Origin of the sequence: Moritella sp. (genome assembly GCF_033791185.1) — a bacterium.
Taxonomy (GTDB): domain Bacteria; phylum Pseudomonadota; class Gammaproteobacteria; order Enterobacterales; family Moritellaceae; genus Moritella.
Genome location: NZ_JASJHF010000014.1, coordinates 18,640 through 40,919 on the forward strand (window position 1 = coordinate 18,640; position 22,280 = coordinate 40,919).

Annotated in this window: 21 protein-coding genes; 7 read left to right on the forward strand and 14 right to left on the reverse strand. The window is 41.4% G+C overall.

Going from position 1 to position 22,280, the window contains the following annotated elements; all coding sequences use genetic code 11:
- Positions 1 to 4: 4 nt before the first annotated feature.
- The 10 genes from cyoE to QNK26_RS00830 all read right to left on the reverse strand — a co-directional run bounded on the left by cyoE (position 5) and on the right by QNK26_RS00830 (position 9,337).
- The gene (gene cyoE / locus QNK26_RS00785; RefSeq protein WP_319220356.1) at positions 5 to 901 is read right to left on the reverse strand and encodes a heme o synthase; all 897 of its coding nucleotides are present in this window, start codon (positions 899 to 901) and stop codon (positions 5 to 7) included.
- The gene (locus tag QNK26_RS00790) at positions 898 to 1,935 is read right to left on the reverse strand and encodes a COX15/CtaA family protein (protein WP_319220357.1); all 1,038 of its coding nucleotides are present in this window, start codon (positions 1,933 to 1,935) and stop codon (positions 898 to 900) included. The genes cyoE and QNK26_RS00790 overlap by 4 nt, the downstream gene beginning before the upstream one ends.
- A gap of 25 nt (positions 1,936 to 1,960) precedes the next feature.
- A complete protein-coding gene (locus QNK26_RS00795; RefSeq protein ID WP_319220358.1) occupies positions 1,961 to 2,506 on the reverse strand; it encodes a hypothetical protein in 546 nt (181 codons plus the stop codon).
- A 2-nt stretch (positions 2,507 to 2,508) separates the two neighbouring features.
- Positions 2,509 to 3,249 carry an SURF1 family protein gene (locus QNK26_RS00800; protein WP_319220359.1) on the reverse strand — a complete coding sequence of 247 codons (741 nt, stop codon included), beginning with the start codon at positions 3,247 to 3,249 and terminating at the stop codon, positions 2,509 to 2,511.
- Positions 3,250 to 3,432: 183 nt separating this feature from the next.
- A complete protein-coding gene (gene pyrC, locus QNK26_RS00805; protein ID WP_319220360.1) occupies positions 3,433 to 4,464 on the reverse strand; it encodes a dihydroorotase in 1,032 nt (343 codons plus the stop codon).
- Positions 4,465 to 4,622: 158 nt separating this feature from the next.
- On the reverse strand, positions 4,623 to 5,519 hold the full coding sequence (locus tag QNK26_RS00810) for a cytochrome c oxidase subunit 3 (RefSeq protein WP_319220361.1): 897 nt from the start codon (positions 5,517 to 5,519) through the stop codon (positions 4,623 to 4,625).
- 27 nt (positions 5,520 to 5,546) lie between these two features.
- Positions 5,547 to 6,092 carry a cytochrome c oxidase assembly protein gene (locus QNK26_RS00815; RefSeq protein WP_319220362.1) on the reverse strand — a complete coding sequence of 182 codons (546 nt, stop codon included), beginning with the start codon at positions 6,090 to 6,092 and terminating at the stop codon, positions 5,547 to 5,549.
- Positions 6,092 to 7,714, reverse strand: a complete 1,623-nt coding sequence (gene ctaD / locus QNK26_RS00820) for a cytochrome c oxidase subunit I (protein WP_319220363.1) — start codon at positions 7,712 to 7,714, stop codon at positions 6,092 to 6,094. The genes QNK26_RS00815 and ctaD overlap by 1 nt, the downstream gene beginning before the upstream one ends.
- 22 nt (positions 7,715 to 7,736) lie before the next feature.
- The gene (gene coxB / locus QNK26_RS00825) at positions 7,737 to 8,906 is read right to left on the reverse strand and encodes a cytochrome c oxidase subunit II (RefSeq protein ID WP_319220364.1); all 1,170 of its coding nucleotides are present in this window, start codon (positions 8,904 to 8,906) and stop codon (positions 7,737 to 7,739) included.
- A gap of 158 nt (positions 8,907 to 9,064) precedes the next feature.
- Entirely contained in the window at positions 9,065 to 9,337 is a 273-nt protein-coding gene (locus QNK26_RS00830) for a hypothetical protein (RefSeq protein WP_319220365.1), read from the reverse strand.
- A 419-nt stretch (positions 9,338 to 9,756) separates the two neighbouring features.
- Between QNK26_RS00830 and tig the strand changes: the two genes are divergently transcribed.
- From tig to QNK26_RS00865, 7 genes are all read left to right on the forward strand, one after another.
- On the forward strand, positions 9,757 to 11,067 hold the full coding sequence (tig, locus tag QNK26_RS00835) for a trigger factor (protein ID WP_319220366.1): 1,311 nt from the start codon (positions 9,757 to 9,759) through the stop codon (positions 11,065 to 11,067).
- Positions 11,068 to 11,161: 94 nt separating this feature from the next.
- A complete protein-coding gene (gene clpP / locus QNK26_RS00840) occupies positions 11,162 to 11,785 on the forward strand; it encodes an ATP-dependent Clp endopeptidase proteolytic subunit ClpP (protein ID WP_319220367.1) in 624 nt (207 codons plus the stop codon).
- An 80-nt stretch (positions 11,786 to 11,865) separates the two neighbouring features.
- Positions 11,866 to 13,140, forward strand: coding sequence for an ATP-dependent protease ATP-binding subunit ClpX (clpX, locus tag QNK26_RS00845; RefSeq protein ID WP_319220368.1), 1,275 nt, complete (start codon positions 11,866 to 11,868; stop codon positions 13,138 to 13,140).
- A 154-nt stretch (positions 13,141 to 13,294) separates the two neighbouring features.
- Positions 13,295 to 15,646 carry an endopeptidase La gene (gene lon / locus QNK26_RS00850; protein WP_319220369.1) on the forward strand — a complete coding sequence of 784 codons (2,352 nt, stop codon included), beginning with the start codon at positions 13,295 to 13,297 and terminating at the stop codon, positions 15,644 to 15,646.
- A 128-nt stretch (positions 15,647 to 15,774) separates the two neighbouring features.
- Entirely contained in the window at positions 15,775 to 16,050 is a 276-nt protein-coding gene (locus tag QNK26_RS00855; RefSeq protein WP_319220370.1) for an HU family DNA-binding protein, read from the forward strand.
- Positions 16,051 to 16,137: 87 nt separating this feature from the next.
- Positions 16,138 to 18,042 carry a SurA N-terminal domain-containing protein gene (locus tag QNK26_RS00860; protein WP_319220371.1) on the forward strand — a complete coding sequence of 635 codons (1,905 nt, stop codon included), beginning with the start codon at positions 16,138 to 16,140 and terminating at the stop codon, positions 18,040 to 18,042.
- Between the two features lie 140 nt (positions 18,043 to 18,182).
- Positions 18,183 to 18,563, forward strand: coding sequence for a hypothetical protein (locus QNK26_RS00865; protein WP_319220372.1), 381 nt, complete (start codon positions 18,183 to 18,185; stop codon positions 18,561 to 18,563).
- 49 nt (positions 18,564 to 18,612) lie between these two features.
- Here the strand turns inward: QNK26_RS00865 and QNK26_RS00870 are convergent, their stop codons facing one another.
- The 4 genes from QNK26_RS00870 to QNK26_RS00885 are packed head-to-tail and all read right to left on the reverse strand — an operon-like array spanning position 18,613 to position 22,277.
- Complete coding sequence (locus QNK26_RS00870) at positions 18,613 to 19,437, reverse strand: ATP-binding cassette domain-containing protein (protein WP_319220373.1); 825 nt, start codon at positions 19,435 to 19,437, stop codon at positions 18,613 to 18,615.
- Positions 19,422 to 20,435: an oligopeptide/dipeptide ABC transporter ATP-binding protein gene (locus tag QNK26_RS00875; RefSeq protein WP_319220374.1), complete on the reverse strand. Its 1,014-nt coding sequence runs from the start codon at positions 20,433 to 20,435 to the stop codon at positions 19,422 to 19,424. Before QNK26_RS00875 ends, QNK26_RS00870 begins: the two co-directional genes overlap by 16 nt.
- Positions 20,435 to 21,325, reverse strand: coding sequence for an ABC transporter permease subunit (locus QNK26_RS00880; protein ID WP_319220375.1), 891 nt, complete (start codon positions 21,323 to 21,325; stop codon positions 20,435 to 20,437). Before QNK26_RS00880 ends, QNK26_RS00875 begins: the two co-directional genes overlap by 1 nt.
- On the reverse strand, positions 21,312 to 22,277 hold the full coding sequence (locus QNK26_RS00885) for an ABC transporter permease (protein ID WP_319220376.1): 966 nt from the start codon (positions 22,275 to 22,277) through the stop codon (positions 21,312 to 21,314). The genes QNK26_RS00880 and QNK26_RS00885 overlap by 14 nt, the downstream gene beginning before the upstream one ends.
- Positions 22,278 to 22,280: the final 3 nt, after the last annotated feature.

Sequence of the window (22,280 nt, forward strand, 5' to 3'; positions counted from 1 at the left end):
CCTGTTAATAGTGGATAACCCAGTGGTCTACTAACAATAGTATAAACAATAGCATTAAATGTACGATTGAAAATTTGAATGTTTGAAATGCCATTTTGCGTGTTGGTTTGAATTTTAAGCGAAAAGCGTAATAAATAAAGGTCATACCTAAGAGTGTCGAGCCGATTAAATACAGATCACCACTCAGTTGGGTGAGCCAAGGTAGCCAGGTAACCGGTAGTAGCAGTAACGTATAAAGCAATATCAGTGTTTTAGTGTACTCTGCGCCATGGGTCACTGGCAGCATCGGGATCTTAGCTTTGGCGTATTCTTTCTCTTTGTGGATGGCGAGCGCCCAAAAGTGTGGCGGCGTCCAGATGAAAATAATCATCACTAACAGTAATGCTTGACCGGTAACTTCATCAGTCATAGCGGTCCAACCAAGTAGTGGTGGAGTGGCTCCTGCGAGTCCGCCGATGGCAATGTTCTGTGGCGTTGCGCGTTTCAAGTACAGGGTATAAATAACCGCATAACCAATCAGGCTGGCAAAGGTTAACCACGCCGTTAATGCATTAACAAAGACAAACAATGTCAGCATACCTATGACTGCCATGCTGCTGGCAAAGACCAATGCCTTGGCGGTACTAATGGTATTTTGTACTAGTGGCCGCTGGTGGGTTCTGGTCATGATGGCATCAATACGTTGATCAAGAATGTGATTGTAGGCCGCCGCTGCCGCAGACAATAGGCCAATCCCAATTAATGCGGGTACTAATAAGCGTAATGTCGGCAGTGTGGGTAGCGCAAGTACCATGCCGACTAAGGCTGTGAGTAATAATAGCGCCACCACTTTGGGTTTGGTTAATTGGTAATAAGCGCGCCAGTTTGGTGTAAGCGTTAATTTAATCGATTGCGTATTCATAACACCTCTTGCAGTTGCTGTTGGTTGAACCAAAGTAGGGTGACTAAGGTTATCAGTAAAATTGCCGCGACTAGGTTGTGGGCGAGTGCGATACTCAGCGGTAACTGAAATATAATGTTAGCGACGCCTAAGCTGACTTGTATACAGAGAATGATGATCAGTGTTTTGGCAATAACACGTATTCTTCTTTCGGTTTGATGCTTGAGTAATTGATAGACGGTTAATAGCAGGTAAGTGATGGTCACCCCTGCCCAGATCCGATGGCTGATATGAATATTCATTCTGGCGATAGTATCTCGGACACCATATTGATAAGTCTCCGCCGCTGGACTGAGGCTAAATACATCGCTGAGATTAAAGCGACTTAACCAATCACCATTACAGAACGGAAATTCGGTGCAGACAATGGCGGCGTAATTTGAACTTGTCCAGCCTCCGAGTGCAATTTGAATTATGACGATGGGTAGGGCGACGCAACAATATAATTGCACTCGGGTTAATCGCTGTCGCTGTAAGGTTAATTCACGGTCATTAGCCCGGACATTGAATGGCTGAGTTAATAGGGAAGGGACGACTGGCGGGTGAGATAAGCGTAATCGGAATAAGACCAGTAGCGCTAAAATGCTAAAGCCACCTAACAAATGCCCCATTACGATGATGGGCTGTAAATTCATGGTGACAGTCCACATGCCTAATGCAGCTTGAAATAAGACCAGTAGGATCAGCGATGTTGCTAACCGCAGTTGTTGTTTCTGTTTACCACTGATGATGAAAATCAGCAGAATGAGCATACCTAACAAACCGGCAATATAGCGATGGATCATTTCGTTCCAGGCTTTTTCTGCGTGTAAAGGATCATTGGGATAGGCGAGCTGCGCTGAAGCAATATCTAGGCTATTTGTCGGAACCGTATTAAAGCCATAACAACCTGGCCAGTCTGGGCAGCCGAGTCCAGCATCGGTTAAGCGCGTATAAGCGCCAAGCATTATGACGATGAAGGCGAGTAGTATCGTTAGGTTGAGCAGTTTTGGCATAGACAATCCTTGTTTATTGCAATGCTTACCCTATTTTCGATATTTTAAGTAAGCGCTTTAAATCCTTTAATAAACCCGCTGATATTTTCAATGCTGCCGTCTTATCTGCAGGAAATTGATAGTGCATGAAAATATTTCCCAATGGATCAACTAAATATAGTGTATCCGTGACTAATTGCTGCTGGTTTAAGGTGCTCAATGATAATTTTGTGAGGGCCAGAGTATCGATCTTATCTGACTCAAGTGTAGGGAGCGCGGTGACATAGCGTTTAACGCGACTTCCCTCTGCCGCGAGTAGGGTATGTACTTGCTGTATTTGCCATAAGCTCTGTTTGCAAACCGCGCTGCAACTGTCGGTCTGGCTATTGTTTGAACTAGTGCTTGGGTCATGGTTTGGGTTATAGAGCAGTAACCATGCTTTAGGAGCGGATGCTAATGTTAGGGGCGGTGATATTAGTTGTCCCGTATTGGTTTCTGCTCCCTGGTACCAATCATTAACGAGCACCAGTTTGGCGACGAGAATAGGCGCGATAAATAAACTGAACATAATAACTAGAGGTTTCTTTTGCATGACTAATCCTTATCTTGCGTATTGCTGTTATTTACTTGATATTTCTTCAACCAATAACCACTGCACAGACTTAATGCAAATGCCAACGCAAACCATTGCACTGCATAGGCGGTGTGCTTTGCTGGTGGCATCACTGTGATACGCCAGCTTTTGCTAAAGCCAACTGGTGAATCTTTATCAAGTTGCAGTAATAATGGTTTGAGTGGGGTATTTAGGTATGTTTGTAACTGTGAAATAACCGTACGCTGCACCACTAATACATTATTTGTTGCAGTATGCAGATTGCCACCAAGTAACCAAGGTGAGCCTTGCTGCGCGCTTAACGTGCCAGTTAAATGATAATTGCCCGTAAAGCGAGGGATGATAGGTAGTAATAGTCGTGACGATGGCGCAGCTAACCATCCGAGGTTCACTAATAGGCGATGTTCACCGCTATAAAAAGGTAGATATAAGTGATAACCGATACGTTTATTATTGGTTTGATTGTCGAGTAAGATGGGATGCTGATTATCAAAAAAACCGGACAATGCCACCTGACGATGCAAGCTATCTGGCGTTATCTGGCTTAATCTGGTGATGACTGTTTGATCAATATCGAGTAGCGCTTGTTTTTGTTGTGCGCGTTCGAGTTGCCAGCTACCGAGTTTAATACAAACACTAATAGCGAGCAGGCTAAAGACCACAAATCCAATTAAGCGTTTAGGGTATTTATGCTTTGCTATGGTATTAGCCTTATTTTGCATCGTTAGCCTTAATCAATAATCGCTTAGCGCAATATTATAAGCGCCTGTTTGAGCATAATATTAAGGATAGAGTTGTTTTAATAAAGTGGTAGGTAAACAGCAGAAAGATTAAATTTATTAGCAGCTTATAGAGGAATATCCCAGCACAGGGTGCTGGGATAGTAACACATTATGAGTGAGGTGTTATTTTACTTGCCAAGCGATTGTTTCGCCAGTTCTGATTGGTACCATTTTAGCATCACCAAAAGGCAGCGTTGTTGGTACTTGCCATGCAGATTTTTCTAACGTAATAGTGTCAGCGTTGCGTGGTAAGTTATAAAAATCAGGGCCATTGAAGCTGGCAAATGCTTCTAGTTTATCAAGGGCATTTTCTTGCTCAAATACTTCAGCGTAAAGTTCAATTGCAGCATGTGAAGTGTAAGCACCAGCACAACCACAAGCTGACTCTTTTTTATCATCAGCGTGAGGCGCAGAATCTGTACCCAAGAAGAACTTATTGCTACCGCTTGTCGCCGCTTGAATCAGTGCTGCTTGATGGGTATTACGTTTCAAAATTGGTAAACAGTAATAGTGCGGCTTAATACCGCCCACTAACATGTGGTTACGATTGAATAATAAGTGATGTGCGGTAATTGTTGCTGCGATATTGTCGCTAGCATTATTCACAAACTCAACCGCATCTGCAGTGGTGATGTGTTCAAGCACAATTTTTAAATTGGGAAAATCAGCAATAACTGGTTTTAGCACAGTATCTAAATATACTTTTTCACGATCAAAAATATCGATATCTGCATCTGTCACTTCACCGTGTAATAACAGTGGCATACCCGCATCTTGTAATGCTTGTAGTGCAGGGTAAACATTCTTAATTGAGGTTACACCGGATGATGAATTTGTTGTTGCGCCAGCGGGGTAAAGCTTTGCCGCATAAACGATGCCGGTTGCTTTTGCTGCGCGGATATCTTCAGCTGTGGTTTGGTCAGTCAAATAGATAGTCATTAATGGACTAAATGCAGAACCTGCAGGTACGTTAGCTAAGATACGTTGGTGATAATCTTTGGCAATTTCAGCGTTCGTTACTGGCGGTACTAGGTTAGGCATAATAATAGCGCGACCCATGTAACGGCTAATGTCCGCAACAGTATGTTTTAAAACATCACCATCTCGAAGGTGCAGGTGCCAGTCGTCTGGGCGGGTGATCGTTAAAGTTTCCATTTGATTTCTCCATCGCTAATTTCCGCAGATTCTAAAGATTAATGCTGGTGAAGTCAAAGAGCTAGTAACTATTGATGAGAAAAGACGATACCAAACAAGCCTATTGTTAATTTTAGCTTATTTGATATCGACGTTAGCGATACATAGGGGCTGAGTCACTAAACAATGTAGACAAAAATAAACAAAATAATCCAAACTACATCCACAAAGTGCCAATACCAAGCGGAGGCTTCAAAGGCAAAATGTTTACCTGGGGTAAAGTGACCATTGATGACCCGTAATAGCATTACAGTTAACATGATCACACCCAAGGTAACGTGCATACCATGAAAACCAGTGAGCATATAAAAAGTATTGCCATAGACGCCCGAATCAAAGCGTAACGATAAAGCTTGATAGGCGTGTATGTACTCTTCAGCTTGGAAAAATAAGAACGTAATACCTAGAACCACGGTAATAAATAACCAAGTGACTAATTTACCGCGGTGTTTGGCAATCAGATTATGGTGAGCAAAATGTAGTGTCACTGATGAACTAATCAAAATCACTGTATTAATTAATGGTAATCCATACCAAGGCATTGCTTGGGTTTCTCGACCATCAGGTGTCGTTGTTAGTGGCCATGTGGGGATAAATTCAGACCAAATCACGTCATGGGTCATGGCATTATTATCTTCACCACCGAGCCAAGGAATCGACAAGTTACGCAGATAAAATAAAACCCCGAATAACGCCACAAAAAACATCACTTCAGAAAATATAAACCATAACATGCCCATTCGAAATGAACGGTCGAGCTGTTCATTGTAGAGCCCTTGCATTGATTCGCTAACGACATTACGAAACCAACTAAAAAGCATAAACAATAAAACCGCGATACCAACAAATAAAATCGGTATGCCGATGTTGCTGCCTTCCTTACCGACCATTTGTACTGTCGTGGCAGCGCCAATGGCAATGATAAAAAGTGCAATGGCACCGACTAAAGGCCAAGCACTACTGGCTGGTACATAATAGTTCTTTGGGGCGTTGGCATATTCGTTATTATCTGGCATTACAAGGCTCCTAGCGCATCGCTACTTTTATTGATTCACTGTTAAAGAGGGTGCTGGCTCGTTTTTAAACAGAGTATAGGCGAGGGTTAATGTCGATATATCTGCGGGGATGTTAGGGTCGATATAAAAGATGAGTGGCATCATTGCCTCTGCATTGGCCGCTAACATTTGCTCTTGAAAGCAAAAGCATTCAGTCTTAACTAAGTACTGTGCGCCATACCCAGGGCTAATCGACGGGACGGCGCGGCCAAAGGTGTCTTGAGCACTTTGGTTGGTGGCGACAAAGCTGACTTGATAACGCTCACCGGGATGTAACTCAATGCTGTTAATCTCAGGTTTAAATTGCCAAGGCAGCTGCTTGCTTAGATAGGTGACAAACTCAACCTTTACAGTGCGAGACTTATCGACAGTTGTCATCGGTACGGATGACTCTCGGCTATAATCTTTGCCGTTTAGCCCGGTAATGTCACAAAACACATCATAGAGTGGCACTAAGGCAAAACCAAAACCGAACATACCGACGGCGCTAAAAATTAGCAGGCGTAAGTGTTGTTTTATTTTCGGCGCTGTCATTACTTCACCTCTGGCGGTGTGTCAAAGGTGTGATAAGGCGCTGGTGAAGGCACTGTCCATTCTAACCCTTCAGCACCTTCCCATGGTTTTGCTGGGGCTTTTTGACCACCACGAACCGCCATAATAACTACAGTAACGAAAATCAACTGAGACAGCCCAAACAGGAAACCACCAATACTGACTATTTTATTGATATCAGCAAATTGCAATGCGTAGTCAGGAATTCGGCGTGGCATACCGGCAAGCCCTAAGAAATGCATAGGGAAAAACAGGATGTTGACCGAGATAAGTGAACACCAAAAATGCCATTTACCCAATGTTTCATTGAACATATAACCTGTCCATTTCGGTAGCCAGTAATAGGCCGCTGCCATAATCGAGAACACCGCGCCAGTCACCAGTACGTAATGAAAGTGAGCCACCACAAAATAGGTGTCATGGTATTGGAAGTCAGCGGGGGTGATAGCCAGCATTAATCCTGAGAAACCACCAATAGTAAACAGGACGATGAATGCCAGTGAAAATAGCATCGGCACTTCAAAAGTAATTGAACCACGCCACAGGGTTGATACCCAATTAAATATTTTTACCCCAGTTGGCACTGATATAAGCATGGTGCAATACATAAAGAATAGTTCTGCGGCGAGCGGTAAGCCGACAGTAAACATGTGATGTGCCCACACGGTGAAACTCAAAATAGCAATGGATGCTGTGGCGTACACCATCGAGTGATAGCCAAATAATTGTTTACGAGCAAAGGTCGGAATGATCGCTGAGATGATGCCAAATGATGGCAAGATCATAATATACACTTCGGGATGACCAAAGAACCAGAATATATGTTGGAAGAGTACCGGATCACCACCACCTGCCGCATCAAAGAAACTGGTACCAAAATACTTATCGGTCAAGATCATAGTCACTGCACCCGCTAATACTGGCATCACAGCAATTAATAGGAATGCGGTAATTAACCAAGTCCACACGAACATTGGCATTTTCATTAATGTCATGCCCGGTGCGCGCATATTTAAAATTGTCACGATGACGTTAATTGCGCCCATTATTGAGCTTATCCCCATTAAATGCACTGAGAATACAAACATAGCGGTACTATCGGGACTGTATTTAGTTGATAACGGTGGATAGAAGGTCCAACCAAAGTTAGGGCCGCCACCTTCGGTAAATAGTGATAACAGCAATAATGAAAAGGCAAACGGTAAAATCCAAAAGCTCCAGTTATTCATGCGTGGCAGCGCCATATCCGGCGCACCTATCATCAGCGGTAACATCCAGTTAGCTAAGCCAACAAAAGCCGGCATAACGGCGCCAAACACCATGATGAGTCCATGTGATGTGGTCATTTGGTTGAAAAAATTAGGTTCAACTAACTGCAGACCAGGCTGGAATAGTTCTGCGCGAATGATCATGGCCATGGCGCCACCAATAAAAAACATGGTTAAGCTAAACCACAGATACAGGCTACCAATGTCTTTGTGGTTAGTCGAAAACAACCAACGTTTGTAACCTTTTGGTGCGCCGTGGTGTTCGTCATCGTGGTGTGAATCAGAAATAGAGTTAATTACTTGCTCTGCATTATTTTTCAAATGTATATCGCTCATGTGCAGTCCCTTGAATTACCGATTAGTTGCCATTGCTTAATGCAGTGTCGATTTGCGCTGGCTGTACAATGTCACCGGTATTATTTTCCCAAGCATTACGTTCATAGGTGATAACTGCTGCGAGCTCTTTTTTAGTTAATTGTTTGGCAAATGCTGCCATTGCGGTGCCGGACACTCCGTGCAGGACAATATCAATGTGTTTATTCACATCGCCAAGTGCAATTGGACTGTCTTTAAGTGCTGGGAATGCGCCAGGAATACCGAGCCCTCCAGCTTGATGGCAAGCTGCGCAAGTACGGTTATAGACTTCCTCGCCGAGCGTCATCATTGCCGGCATATCTAGCGTTTGCGTCAGACTTTGCTGCTCTGCTTGTAGCTGTTGTTTGGCTGTTACTTTTGCTTGCGCTAACCAAGTATCAAATGCTGCAGGCTCTAGCGCGGTGACCACAATCGGCATGAAACCATGATCTTTACCACATAACTCAGCGCATTGGCCGCGGTAGGTTCCTGGTGTATCAATCTTGGTCCAAGCTTCATTAATAAAACCCGGATTGGCATCTTTCTTTACGGCAAAGGCTGGTACCCACCATGAATGGATAACATCATCAGCGGTGATCAAAAAACGGATTTTTTTATTGGTGGGTAATACTAGCGGGTTATCGACGTCTTTGAGGTAATGCGGCTGTTTTTCTACTTCATTATTGATTTCTGCTTGGCTGGTGGTTAAACGGCTGTAAAACTCAAGATCATCATCGAAATAGCGATAATGCCACTTCCATTGTGACCCCGTGATTTGAATGGTGATATCCGCTTCTGTGGTATCTTCCATCAGAATTAGCGCTTGTGTTGAGGGGATCGCCATACCAATTAAGATAACAATGGGGATAGCAGTCCAAATAATTTCGACTGTGGTGCTTTCATGGAATTTGGCTGCTACAGCCCCTTTGGACTTACGATGACGATATAAAGACCAGAACATAATGCTAAACACGATCACTGCAATAGCAATACAGATATAGAGAATGGTCATGTGTAAGTTATAGACGGTATTACTGATACCGGTGACGCCCTCGGTCATATTTAGTGTCGACTGCTGGGCAAGTAGTGGTGTTGATACAATCCCTAGTACAAATGCGATTAATGTTATTGTTAGTTTAGATAAGCGCACATAACCTCCCTCAAAATTATCCATAATGACTCGCAAAATATAGATTAGATAATGAGTGAATTGTGTTAGCTCTCTGTGACAACTGTCAGCACTTAACAATCCACTGTTATTTGCCGAAGTATAGTTACAGAAATGTTAATTGCGCTATTTATGATGAAGATAAAGTACTTTATCTATGAGCCTCAAGCATTGAAGGTGACGATTTCAAATGATTGTTTTAGTGCTGATATTTGTTCTTGTAACTTCTTTATGTGACAAGCCACAGATAGCGACAAGTCTTGCAGGTCTTGCTCTTTGACACTTTCTAAGCGCATTACTTTTAATTTGATAATTTGGGTGTCGGTCATGAGATTATCAATATGTTGCATCATTTCTGGGTTGGGGTATTTTTCTTTGAGCGATTCTAGCTGATTGGTAAAATCTAGAAATGCACGCTCAATCTCGATAAGGGTCATAGCAACTCCGAACTGCAATTTAAAGGAATTAATCTGGCTAACGTCAAATTGATTATAGTGTAATTTTTAATTTTATACTGCTCAGCAATACTGTTTGTTATGGGTTGGCGCTATGGGGAATTTACATCAACGTAGTGAGACTCGATTAGATTAGCGGAGATTCTGGATCTTATCGGTGATGGTGAGTAATTAACCAAAGTGAAGATATAAAACTGTAAATTTGTTGTTTTTCATCTTATTTAGCCATAAAAGTCATTTTTGTTCTTGAATTTTAACTTTTCATCCATACATTATAAGCAAATAAAATATTAAAGTGCTATTTAGAGTGGCAATGCTCGATTTTTTTCTTGCTGCTAGCTATAATATCGCGTCTTAAATTTCCAGTTGGAAATGTTAATAAATTCATTAGAGGTATCTAAATGCAAGTTTCTGTAGAAACGACTCAAGGCCTAGAGCGCCGTTTAACTATCACAGTTCCAGCTGCAACAGTTAGCAAAGAAATCGACAACCGTTTACGTGGTTTAGCAAAAACTCAACGTATCGATGGTTTCCGTCCAGGTAAAGTACCAGCTAAAGTAATCAAAAAACGCTTTGGCGCTGCTGTAGCTGAAGAAGTTGCTGGCGAAATCATGCAACGTAACTTCTACGAAGCAATCGTAGCAGAAAAACTAAACCTTGCTGGTGCTCCAACACTTGAACCTGCACAAGTTAAAGAAGGCGAAGATTTCTCTTTCACTGCAACGCTTGAAGTTTACCCAGAATTCGAAGTTGCTGGTATCGAAGCAATCGAAATCGAAAAATCAGTATCTTCAGTAACAGACGCTGATGTTGATGGCATGATCGAAACTTTACGTAAGCAACACGCTGAGTGGGTTACTGCTGATCGCGCTGCTGAAGCTAACGACCAAGTTAAAGTTGACTTTAACGGTAGCATCGACGGTGTTGAATTTGAAGGCGGCAAAGCTGAAGATTTCACACTAGCTATGGGCCAAGGTCGTATGATCCCTGGTTTCGAAGAAGGCATCGTAGGTAAATCTGCAGGCGAAGAGTTCACTGTTGAAGTAACTTTCCCAGAAGAATACCATGCAGAAAACCTGAAAGGTAAAACTGCAAGCTTCGCTATTAAGCTAAACGCTGTTGAAGCGCAAGAACTTCCTGAAATTAATGCTGAATTCGTAGGTAAATTCGGTGTTGAAGACGGTACTCTTGAGTCTCTAAAAACTGAAATCAGCAAAAACATGAGCCGTGAACTTGAGCAAGCTATCAAAGCTGACACAAAAACTAAAGTGCTTGACGCATTAGTTTCATCAAATGACATCGACGTTCCTGCTGCACTAGTTAAGCAAGAAATCGTTACATTACGTGAACAAGCTATGCAACGTTTTGGCCAAATGGCACCACAAAACGCACCAGAACTTCCTGATGAATTATTCACAGAGCAAGCTAGCCGTCGTGTTAAAATCGGTCTAGTTCTTGGTGAATTCATCAAAGTAAACGAAATCACTGCAGATGACGCACGTGTTCAAGATATGATCGCATCTATGGCTTCTGCATACGAAGATCCAGCTGAAGTAATCGCACACTACAAAGACAACGAACAAGCACTAGAAAACGTTCGTAACGTAGCTGTTGAAGACCAAGCTATTGATTTAGTATTAGAAAAAGCAAACGTGACAGAAAAAGAAGTTGCGTTTGAAGAGCTAATGAATAAAGCGAGTCAAAACGCATAATTGTTGATTAGATTGAACAAAATACGTAATTAAGCGCTATAATGGCTCGAGTGAGGGTATTTCACTTGGGCCATTTTTATTTAGGGATGATAATATGTCACAATTCTTTAATGATATCACAGAGTCTCCGTCAAACGCGTTAGTACCAATGGTTGTTGAACAAACAGCTAAAGGCGAGCGCTCTTATGACATCTATTCTCGACTTTTAAAAGACCGTGTAATCTTTTTGACTGGCCAGGTCGAAGATCATATGGCTAATCTTGTTGTTGCACAGTTACTTTTCTTAGAATCAGAAAACCCAGATAAAGATATTTTCCTTTATATCAATTCTCCAGGTGGTTCTGTTAGTGCTGGTATGTCAATTTATGACACGATGCAATTTATTAAGCCAAACGTATCTACCATTTGTATGGGTATGGCTGCGAGTATGGGTGCATTCCTACTTGCTGGTGGCGAAAAAGGTAAGCGTCACGCATTACCGAATGCTAAGATTATGATTCACCAACCTTTAGGTGGTTATCAAGGTCAAGCATCTGATATTGAAATTCACGCCAATGAGATTATTAAAACTAAGCGTAAATTAAATGAAATATTAGCTGAACATACAGGTCAAGAATTTGATCGTCTTGCGGCTGATACAGATCGTGATAATTATATGACGTCAGCTGAAGCGATGGATTACGGTCTTATCGATACAGTAATAACAAAACGTGACTAAGTAATTTTTGACAGGTCGATTGTCTTTTAGCCATAATAAGATTAGGCATGGGGCTTTCACCTGTAATGTGAGGTTATCGAATGACAGAAACAAAAAATGGGGATAACGGTAAACTACTCTATTGTTCTTTTTGTGGCAAAAGCCAACATGAAGTACGTAAGTTAATTGCTGGCCCATCTGTCTACATTTGTGATGAATGTGTTGATCTTTGTAACGATATAATTCGTGAAGAGATTAAAGAAATTGCACCAAAACGTGAAGGTGATGAATTACCGACACCGCATCAAATTCGTGGCAAGTTAGATGATTACGTCATTGGCCAAGATCATGCTAAGAAAGTATTAGCAGTTGCGGTATACAATCACTATAAGCGTTTACGCAATGGCGATACATCCAATGGTGTAGAACTAGGTAAGAGTAATATCTTGTTAATTGGTCCAACTGGTAGTGGTAAAACATTATTAGCTGAAACACTAGCACGTATTCTTGATGTACCTTTTACTATGGCTGATGCAACAACATTAACTGAAGCTGGTTATGTTGGTGAAGATGTTGAAAATATTATTCAGAAATTATTGCAAAAATGCGATTATGACGTAGAAAAAGCCCAACGTGGTATTGTCTATATCGATGAAATTGATAAGATTTCGCGCAAATCTGATAATCCATCTATTACTCGTGACGTATCGGGTGAAGGTGTTCAGCAAGCATTGCTAAAACTTATTGAAGGGACTGTTGCTTCAGTACCACCACAAGGTGGTCGTAAGCATCCTCAACAAGAGTTTTTACAAGTAGACACATCTAAGATCTTATTTATCTGTGGTGGTGCATTTGCTGGTTTAGACAAAGTGATTGAAATGCGTAATAACGTTGGTAGCGGTATCGGCTTTACGGCGGAAGTGAAGGGTGAAGCTGAAAAAGCAACTTTATCTCAAATCTTCGCAAAAGTTGAACCTCAAGATTTGGTTAAATTCGGTCTTATCCCTGAGTTTATCGGTCGTTTACCTGTGACTGCGACATTAACAGAACTTGATGAAGCTGCATTGATTCAGATCTTAACAGAACCGAAAAATGCACTGACTAAACAGTACGCTGCATTATTCGATTTAGAAGGTGTTGAATTAGAGTTCCGTGAAGATGCACTCGCTGCAATTGCACATAAAGCGATGTCTCGAAATACCGGTGCTCGTGGTTTACGCTCTATTGTAGAAGCTGTTTTACTCGATACTATGTATGATCTTCCTTCAGTTGAAGATATTAGCAAAGTTGTGATTGATGAGTCTGTAATTAAAGAAGAATCAGCACCAATTTTGATTTATGAAAATACTGAAAATCAGGCTGTATCAGCAGACTAGTGTTAGATTTTTAAGCACTTACTGTTAAAAAGGGGCGCAATGCCCCTTTTTTTATATTATTTTTCATATTTTAAGCCCCTGGCATTGATTGTTTAGTAAAAAGCCCTATATATTCAATATTAGCCCTTAGTCCAGTTTTATAAGTGAGGACAAGATGAATTTTGAGCGTACGGAACGCGTAGATATACCTGTATTACCATTGCGTGATGTTGTGGTTTATCCCCACATGGTAATTCCTTTGTTTATTGGCCGAGAAAAGTCAATTCGTTGTCTTGAAGCCGCAATGGATACAGATAAGCAAATATTTTTAGTTGCACAAAAAGATGCAGCTCAAGATGATCCCCAAGTCGATGATTTGAATAGCGTGGGTACAGTCGCTAATATTTTACAAATGTTAAAGTTGCCTGATGGCACGGTTAAAGTATTGGTCGAAGGCACACAACGAGCTAAATTAAATAGCTTGAATGATGGCGATGACTACTTCCAAGCCGAGATTGAATACATTATTTCTGAGTCAGTATCTGACAAAGAAGAAGATGTACTTATTCGCTCTGCAATCGGTCAGTTTGAAGGTTATATAAAACTAAACAAAAAGATCCCAGCTGAAGTACTCACCTCAGTGATGGCGATTGACGAAGCTGCGCGTCTTGCAGATACAATGGCTGCCCATATGCCATTAAAATTAGAAGACAAGCAGGTGGTATTAGAACTGAGTAACGTTGCAGAACGTCTTGAGTTCCTAATGGCACAAATGGAATCTGAAATTGACCTATTACACGTAGAGAAGAAAATTCGTACACGTGTTAAAAAACAGATGGAAAAAAGCCAGCGCGAATACTATTTGAATGAGCAAATGAAAGCGATTCAAAAAGAGCTCGGTGAATCTGAAGATGGTGTTGATGAATTTGAACAATTAGCTGAAAAAATTGAGCAAGCTAACATGCCTGCGGAACCAAAAGCTAAGACCATTGCTGAGTTAAATAAATTAAAAATGATGTCGCCTATGTCTGCAGAAGCAACTGTCGTACGTAGTTATATCGATTGGATGATTTCAGTTCCTTGGAAGAAACGCTCGAAAGTTAAAAAAGACATCGGAAAAGCGCTAGAAATACTTGATTCAGACCACTTTGGTCTCGATAAAGTAAAAGAACGTATTCTAGAATATCTAGCGGTACAAAGCCGAGTTAATAAACTTAAAGGTCCTATTCTATGTCTTGTCGGTCCTCCAGGTGTAGGTAAAACATCTTTGGGTCAGTCTATTGCGAAAGCGACAGGACGTAAGTACGTGCGTATGGCACTGGGTGGCGTACGTGATGAAGCGGAAATTCGTGGACATCGCCGTACTTATATCGGTTCTATGCCGGGTAAAATTATCCAGAAAATGGCGAAGGTTGAAGTTCGCAATCCACTATTCTTGTTAGATGAAATTGATAAGATGGCGTCGGACATGCGTGGCGATCCTGCTTCGGCACTACTGGAAGTATTAGATCCTGAACAAAATACCACTTTCAATGATCATTATTTAGAAGTTGATTACGATCTGTCTGACGTAATGTTTGTTGCGACATCGAATTCAATGAATATTCCTGGTCCATTACTTGACCGTATGGAAGTGATTCGTTTATCGGGTTATACCGAAGATGAAAAACTAAATATTGCTAAACAGCATCTACTGGACAAGCAAATTGAGCGTAACGGTTTAAAAGCCAAAGAAATTAACATTGAAGATAGCGCCTTAATGGGCATTATCCGTTATTACACGCGTGAAGCGGGTGTGCGTTCACTTGAGCGTGAAATTTCTAAATTATGCCGTAAAGCAGTGAAACAGATTTTGCTGAACAAATCACTTCAATCAGTGACGATCACCCAAGAAAACTTATCTGAGTATTTAGGCGTACAACGTTTTGATTTTGGTAAGACTGAAAGTGAAAGCCGCGTTGGTCAAGTGACTGGTCTAGCATGGACAGAAGTAGGCGGTGATTTACTGACTATTGAAACCACATCAGTACCAGGTAAAGGCAAACTGAACTACACCGGTTCGCTTGGTGAGGTGATGCAAGAGTCTATTCAAGCTGCGATGACAGTTGTTCGTTCTCGTGCGGAAAAACTACGCATCAATAATGATTTCTACGAGAAGCGTGACATTCATGTTCACGTACCTGAAGGTGCAACACCAAAAGATGGTCCAAGTGCAGGTATTGCTATGTGCACAGCGTTGGTATCGAGCTTAACGGGTAACCCTGTACGTGCAAACGTTGCAATGACAGGTGAGATCACGTTAAGAGGTGAAGTATTACCTATCGGTGGCTTGAAAGAAAAGTTATTAGCGGCACATCGTGGTGGCATAAAACGTGTCTTGATTCCCAAAGAAAATGAGCGTGATTTGGAAGAAATTCCAGCAAACGTGATTGGCGATCTTGAGATCCATCCGGTACGTTGGATTGATGAAGTACTAGAGCTTGCGCTAGAGTATCATCCCGATGCTTTTGAAGTGGTATCAAAATAGTGTAATACCTTGGTTAGAGTGTCTACCCAGACTTGAATAGTCACTCTAACCTTGTTATAAATACTGTTAAAGTTAGTTATATTGATGTTCAACTATTACATATCAATGTTCATAATTAGGGGACGAAAGTGAATAAAGCTCAACTGATAGATTGTGTTGCCGCTAAAGCTGATATTTCTAAAGCTGCTGCAGGCCGTGCTATTGATGCAATGATCGAATCTGTAACTGAAACGCTAGAAAAAGAAGAAGCTGTTACGTTAGTGGGTTTTGGTACTTTTAGTGTTCGTGATCGTGCTGCACGCACGGGGCGCAACCCACAAACAGGCGCGGAAATTCAAATAGCAGCATCGAAGCTCCCGGGGTTCAAAGCCGGAAAATTATTAAAAGATGCATTGAAATCTTAAGCTATTGGTTTTAAATTTTGAGTAAATACGCACCATTGGGTGCGTTTTTATTGTTATTGACTGTATTGCAGTTTAGAGAATACTATTATGTTAGAGAAGTTTCGCGAAGGTTCACAAGGACCGGGTGCTAAAATTATTTTAGGCGCAGTGATCGTTACATTTGCCCTTGCTGGTGTCAGTAGCTATCTAGGTAGTGGTAGCACTCAATCCGCTGCAACAGTGAATGGTGTCGACATTTCAACACAAGCACTTGAAAATCAAGTTAGAAATGATCGTACTCGTTTAGAGTCTCAACAAGGTGAATCATTCGCCGCTCGTTGGGAACAACCAGAATTCCAAAATCAAGTTCGCCAACAGTCACTAAACACGTTAGTTGCTCAAAACTTGTTACAACAAATGACGGCTGACCTAGCGTTACGTATTGGTGATGACAAGATCCGTGGTTATATTTTTGCAATGCAAGAATTTCAAACTGACGGTGTTTTTAATGATGAGCGTTATATCAGCTTATTACGTCAAAATGGCATGGTTCCAGCACAATTCGTTGAACGTTTACGTAGCGACTTTGCTCAACAACAATTGACTGACGCATTAGTGAACTCTGAATTTAGTTTACCAAATGAAGTGCAGCAATTAGCGGCATTACAAAATCAGCAACGTCAATTAAGCCAACTTATCGTGCCAGTGAACAAGTTTGCTAGCGATATTACCATCACTGATGCAGAGGTAACGAGCTATTATGAAAAGAGCAAAGCTTTTTTCCAAACGCCAGAGCAAGCATCTGCTGAGTATATTCTTGTTGATATGAAGAACATCAGTGCTGATATCGAATTAGCTGCTGATGCGGCTGAGAGTTATTACAGCGAACATCAATCATCTTATGCACAAGAAGATAAGCGTAAAGTTGCGCATATCCTTATTGCATTCAATGATGATGAATCAGCGGCTGAACAGAAAGCACAAGATTTGTTAACACAAATCCAATCAGGCGCAGACTTTGCTGAGTTAGCGAAATCATCATCAGATGATACGTTCAGTGGTGAGAATGGCGGTGAATTAGATTGGTTAGAAAAAGGTATCATGGACCCTGCATTTGAAACTGCTGCATTTGCATTAGTGAACGATGGTGACGTAACCACTGAACTAGTACGCAGTGATTTTGGATTCCATATCATTAAGTTATTAGCTGTTGAACCAGGTGAAGTAAAAGCATTTGCTGACGTTAAAGCGTCAATTGAAACACGTCTTAAAAATGAGCAGGCTGTTTCTCGTTTTGATGAATTAGCAGAGCAGTTAGCTGCACAAGCCTTTGAAGTACCTGATTCATTGGATGTCGCGTCTGAAGAAACGGGGTTAGCGGTTGTTTCAACTGAACTGTTTTCTGCGAGTTCAGTACCAGCTCCATTAAATGACCCAAGAGTAACAGCAACATTATTTGATCAAGACTTTATTGCGGAATCACTAAACTCGGAAATTATTAATATTTCTGATACGCAAAGCATTGTTGTTCGTATTAACGAATACAAGCCGCAAACGACGAAAGCATTAGCAGATGTTAATGACGAAATCGTTGAACGCTTAACAGCAACAAAAGCAGAGCAAAAAGCCTTAAGCTTTATGAGTACTGTTTCAGCTAAAATTAACGCCGGTGAAAGTGTTACTGCTGAACTAGCTAATATTGATGCTAGCTTTACTGCGCCGGAATGGTTAAGCCGTTTTGATTATACTAAAGCAGATTTCAAAGTATTGAGCAAATTATTCTCAATGCCTAAACCTGCGGCAGCACAAGCAAGCGTAGCGACTGAAACATCACTTAATGGCGATGTGACACTGCTTAAATTCTCATCTGTACGTGATGCTGAAATGAATGTAGAAGAAGCCGCTCGTCTGGCTGAGACATTAAAGAACATTAATGCACAGGCTGACTATGAAATGCTAATACAAACGCTGATTAAAACCGGTGATGTGTCTTATCCTGTGGTTGCAGAATAAGAGCAGGTAAATAGTCTGTTAAAACCTACTGGAGTGACTTAGTTAGGCTTTTATTGAGATCGACGCTAAGTCATTTTATTGATTAGATCTCGGTGTGATTTTATATTGCATCGAGATTTTTTTTATTAAAAGTGATGGCCATGATTAAATATATTATCACCTTTATTATGACGATCGGGATCTTGCTTGTCGGACTGTGGTTTAATTTACCACAGGAGAACTCGCTGTTGGGTCAATGGGTGTCGACAGATGATATATATGGGCAGCCTGAGCAATTAGTCTTTACTGAATTTGGGATGTTTAAAAATGGTCGTCATGTGCCCGCCAAATTTGATATCTCACGTAAGAAAGTGACGGTGATAACGAATGTGGCAAGCACTGAGTATTTAGTTGTTAGCAAAAATATGATTAAGCAGCGCATACCACGTCAAAGGTGGCGTTTCTTTTTACGGGCGAGTGCTTTTGAAGACAGGCAACAGGCAATAAATAAGAATGAAATAAACCGTTACAATCAAGAATAATAACGATTAATCCAAAGTTATTAGTTAAATAGCATTAATAAAAGAACAATCAACAGCTGCTTTTTTTCATATTATATTGATTAGACAGTATCTGTCCGCACAATGCCGCCGTAGGATTCGAGAATAGCTGTTCAGTACGGCCCTGCTCAATACACTCTCCTTGATGCATCACGATCATTTTATCGCTGATATGCTTCACCAAGCCCATATTGTGGGTCACGATGATATACGAAATACCGATGGTTTTTTGTAGTTCCAACATTAAGTTAATCATCTGTGAGCGCAATGAGATATCCAATGTTGATAATGTATCATCTGCAATGATAATTTTTGGATCTAAAATCAGCGCCCTCGCCAACGCAATACGTTGCTTTTGTCCACTTGAAAGCATCGGTGGATAAAAAGTTGCATACTCCGGCAGTAAGCCAACTAAGCGTAACGTATCGATAATTTTCTTGGTACGTTGAGCTACCGTCATATCAGTGTTTAATTGCAGTGGTGCATCGAGAATTTGGCCAACACTGGTTCGTGGGTTGAGTGATGTTTCAGGATCTTGAAATACCATTCTGATTGAACGACAACGTAAATCGGTATTACTGTCATCAAGTTTACAACCATTAACATAAATGCTGCCTTTGGTTGGTGTTATTACACCAGCCAGTAAGCGTGCTAGCGTCGATTTACCTGAGCCTGTCTCACCAATAATGGCGAGTGTTTCAGAACGTTGTAAATTAAATGAAATATCATTTACCGCGACCACTTCCTGACGTTTAAAAAAACTAGTTGGATTGATATAAGTTTTACCTAGGTTTTCTACGCGCAGTAAAGGTTGCACACGTTTATCCGTCGTGATGTCGGTTATTTCTTCTGACATTTCTTACCTTTTAACTCATCTACATTTAATGGGAAATGACAACTAAACATATGGCCTTTTATCTTTTGCATCGGTGGCGTGACCACACAATTTTTTTGCGCATTAGGACAGCGAGGTCCCAGTCGGCAACCAATCGGTAGATGGTGTAGTAGCGGAACTTGTCCGGCTAACGTATTCAACTGTGCTTTATGCGGCACTTGATTAAAATCTGGATTAGCACGTAATAATGCGTCGGTGTAAGGGTGATGGGTATGATTAAAAACTTGGTCTCGCGTACCACTCTCAACCATCTGGCCGCAATACATCACGGTCATATTATCCGCTAACAAGCTCACTGTTTCTAAATCGTGGCTGATTAAGAGGATGGTGGTATGCGATAGTTTATTCAGTTTATCGAGTAAGCGTAAAATTTGATTCTGTGTTTTCGGTTCCATTGCTGTTGTCGGCTCATCAGCAATTAATAGCCGTGGTTTTTTGGCAATCGCCATCGCTATCATTACTTTTTGACAAAGGCCTTCAGATAGCTCAAATGGATAGCTGTTCATGACCTTCTTGTGATCTTTTACACCGACTTTGTGTAATAGGGCAATGGCCTGTTTTTTACGCCAATTAAAGCGCTGCCAAAAATGGCCAGTAAATTGATCGCACGGGATAGCTTCGGCAAGTTGATCGCCAGCTTTTTCTGATGGATCCAAATGTGCGGCAGCATCCTGAAAGATCATGCCAATTTCTTTACCCATCACTCGGCGACGTTGCACAGGGGTTAAGTTAAGTAAATCGATATCACCTAATCGTAAACGGTCTGCGCGGATCCGCCAGTTATCTTTGGCAATGCCCATAATCGCTTTTGCAACCAAGCTTTTACCTGAACCAGACTCACCCACTAGGCCACGAACTTCACCGTCACTGAGAGTTATGTTAAACCTATCCACTGCTTTCAGTACACCCTGTGGCGTTTCGATTTCAATGGTTAGATTTCTAATATCGAGTAACGCCATTAATCAACTCCCGCAATCACTGATTGTCTTAAACTTTCGCCAACGATATTAATAATAAAAATAGTCACTAAAATGGCTAAGCCAGGTAGAACAACAGTCCAAGGAGCAATAAATACCAAGTCGGTTGCACCGGACAACATAGTGCCCCATTCAGAAAGAGGACGCTGTGCACCTAAGCCTAAAAATCCTAACGCACTAATATCAATTATAGCTGACGAGATCGCGCGTGTAAGTAAGTTAACGAGTGTTTCAATAATGTTCGGAAACACACCATAACGGATAATCCGGTAATTATTAGCTCCATCGAGTTTTAGCGCAATAATGTATTCTTTTTGCAGCTCTTGGTAAACCGATAAGTATACACCGCGAATAAATTGTGGGATGGACGCTAATAGGATCGCCAGTAAACTATGGTCTAGACCTGGGCCAAGGATAGAGATAATAATAATCGCTAATAACAGTGATGGGATTGATAATGCCGTATCCATAATATGGTGCAAGGTACTCGACAGCAAACCACGGCTAACGGCAGCAGAAATACCAATTGTCGTGCCGATAATGAGGGCGATAACACTGACGAGCACGGCGTTACCAAAGGTAAGGCGCAAACCATATAATAAACGCGAAAGTACATCTCTGCCCAAATCATCGGTACCAAAAAAGTAATCGACAGTACCTTGATCATCCCATGATGGTGGTTGCAATAGTAAGTGAGCTTGTCTTAAATCAGGTTCATGAGGCGCAAGCAAAGGTCCAAATACTAATAAGAAAAACAAGAAGCCAAGCGCCCATAATGCAGCCATGGCGATTTGTTGTGATGAATAATGCTTCCAGGTTTGCTCGGCAGGAGAAAGAATATGTTCATCCGCAAAGATATTAATGTTGGGCATAAAGTTCTTTCCTGCGAATTGGATGAATGACGACCGTGAGTATTTCAGTTAATACATTGGCAGTCACCACGAAAATAGCCACCGTTAACATACCCCCTTGGATCGCCGCATGATCTTGTTGATAAATACTGTTGATTAACCAACGACCAATGCCTGGCCATGAGAATACTGCTTCGGTGACCATTGCTGTTGTTAATACTGTACCAAATTGCAAACCCAGATGTGGGATCATGTTGGGAATAGCGTTACGCAGCACATGGCGCATGATAATTTCAGTTTTGCTTAAGCCTTTACTTGCCGCGGCTTTAATGTATTTTTGCTTCATTACATCACTGACGTGATTACGCATTTGGCGAATAACTTCGGTGGTGGGTACGGTCGCTAATACAATCGTAGGTAGCACCAAGTGTTTAAGCGCATCATAAAATGCGTCTTGGTTATGTGGACTATCAGAAATAAGGGTATCAATAAGCATAAAACCAGTCACGGAATCAATTTCATAAAGTAAGTTCAATCGACCGGTTACAGGCAGCCAGTTCCAATTCAGCGCAAAGTACATCATCACTAATGACGCTAACCAAAACACTGGTATCGAAAAGATAAACAGCGAGATACCCATGATGGTACTGTCCAGTGAGCTACCTCGTTGCATACCTGCAATCGTACCTATGGGTACTCCAATCACTATCGACAGAATAAAGGCACTGAAACAGAGTTCTAAGGTGGCGGGAAATACGACTAATATCTCATCCATCACTGGTTGACCTGTGCCACTAGTAATCCCTAAATCACCTTGCGCTATCGCCATCAGATAATCTAAATAATTACTGAGTAAACTGCCATCCAAAGCTAAATCACCAGTTACTCGGCTACGTAGAAAAAAACCAATCACGGTGAGAGCCGTAATAGTAATGACCAGTAGATTAATACGTCTGATTATATAAAAAAACATGAG

Bases quoted from the DNA above. Each gene is read 5' to 3' on its own strand.
- QNK26_RS00860 (WP_319220371.1), top strand. From the start codon at position 16,138: ATGTTAGAGAAGTTTCGCGAAGGTTCACAAGGACCGGGTGCTAAAATT.
- QNK26_RS00795 (WP_319220358.1), bottom strand. From the start codon at position 2,506: ATGCAAAAGAAACCTCTAGTTATTATGTTCAGTTTATTTATCGCGCCT.
- QNK26_RS00870 (WP_319220373.1), bottom strand. From the start codon at position 19,437: ATGTCAGAAGAAATAACCGACATCACGACGGATAAACGTGTGCAACCT.
- QNK26_RS00875 (WP_319220374.1), bottom strand. From the start codon at position 20,435: ATGGCGTTACTCGATATTAGAAATCTAACCATTGAAATCGAAACGCCA.
- QNK26_RS00790 (WP_319220357.1), bottom strand. From the start codon at position 1,935: ATGCCAAAACTGCTCAACCTAACGATACTACTCGCCTTCATCGTCATA.
- QNK26_RS00830 (WP_319220365.1), bottom strand. From the start codon at position 9,337: ATGACCCTTATCGAGATTGAGCGTGCATTTCTAGATTTTACCAATCAG.
- clpX (WP_319220368.1), top strand. From the start codon at position 11,866: ATGACAGAAACAAAAAATGGGGATAACGGTAAACTACTCTATTGTTCT.
- cyoE (WP_319220356.1), bottom strand. From the start codon at position 901: ATGAATACGCAATCGATTAAATTAACGCTTACACCAAACTGGCGCGCT.
- QNK26_RS00880 (WP_319220375.1), bottom strand. From the start codon at position 21,325: ATGCCCAACATTAATATCTTTGCGGATGAACATATTCTTTCTCCTGCC.
- clpP (WP_319220367.1), top strand. From the start codon at position 11,162: ATGTCACAATTCTTTAATGATATCACAGAGTCTCCGTCAAACGCGTTA.
- QNK26_RS00810 (WP_319220361.1), bottom strand. From the start codon at position 5,519: ATGCCAGATAATAACGAATATGCCAACGCCCCAAAGAACTATTATGTA.
- lon (WP_319220369.1), top strand. From the start codon at position 13,295: ATGAATTTTGAGCGTACGGAACGCGTAGATATACCTGTATTACCATTG.
- QNK26_RS00885 (WP_319220376.1), bottom strand. From the start codon at position 22,277: ATGTTTTTTTATATAATCAGACGTATTAATCTACTGGTCATTACTATT.
- QNK26_RS00800 (WP_319220359.1), bottom strand. From the start codon at position 3,249: ATGCAAAATAAGGCTAATACCATAGCAAAGCATAAATACCCTAAACGC.
- QNK26_RS00815 (WP_319220362.1), bottom strand. From the start codon at position 6,092: ATGACAGCGCCGAAAATAAAACAACACTTACGCCTGCTAATTTTTAGC.
- QNK26_RS00865 (WP_319220372.1), top strand. From the start codon at position 18,183: ATGATTAAATATATTATCACCTTTATTATGACGATCGGGATCTTGCTT.
- coxB (WP_319220364.1), bottom strand. From the start codon at position 8,906: ATGGATAATTTTGAGGGAGGTTATGTGCGCTTATCTAAACTAACAATA.
- pyrC (WP_319220360.1), bottom strand. From the start codon at position 4,464: ATGGAAACTTTAACGATCACCCGCCCAGACGACTGGCACCTGCACCTT.
- ctaD (WP_319220363.1), bottom strand. From the start codon at position 7,714: ATGAGCGATATACATTTGAAAAATAATGCAGAGCAAGTAATTAACTCT.
- tig (WP_319220366.1), top strand. From the start codon at position 9,757: ATGCAAGTTTCTGTAGAAACGACTCAAGGCCTAGAGCGCCGTTTAACT.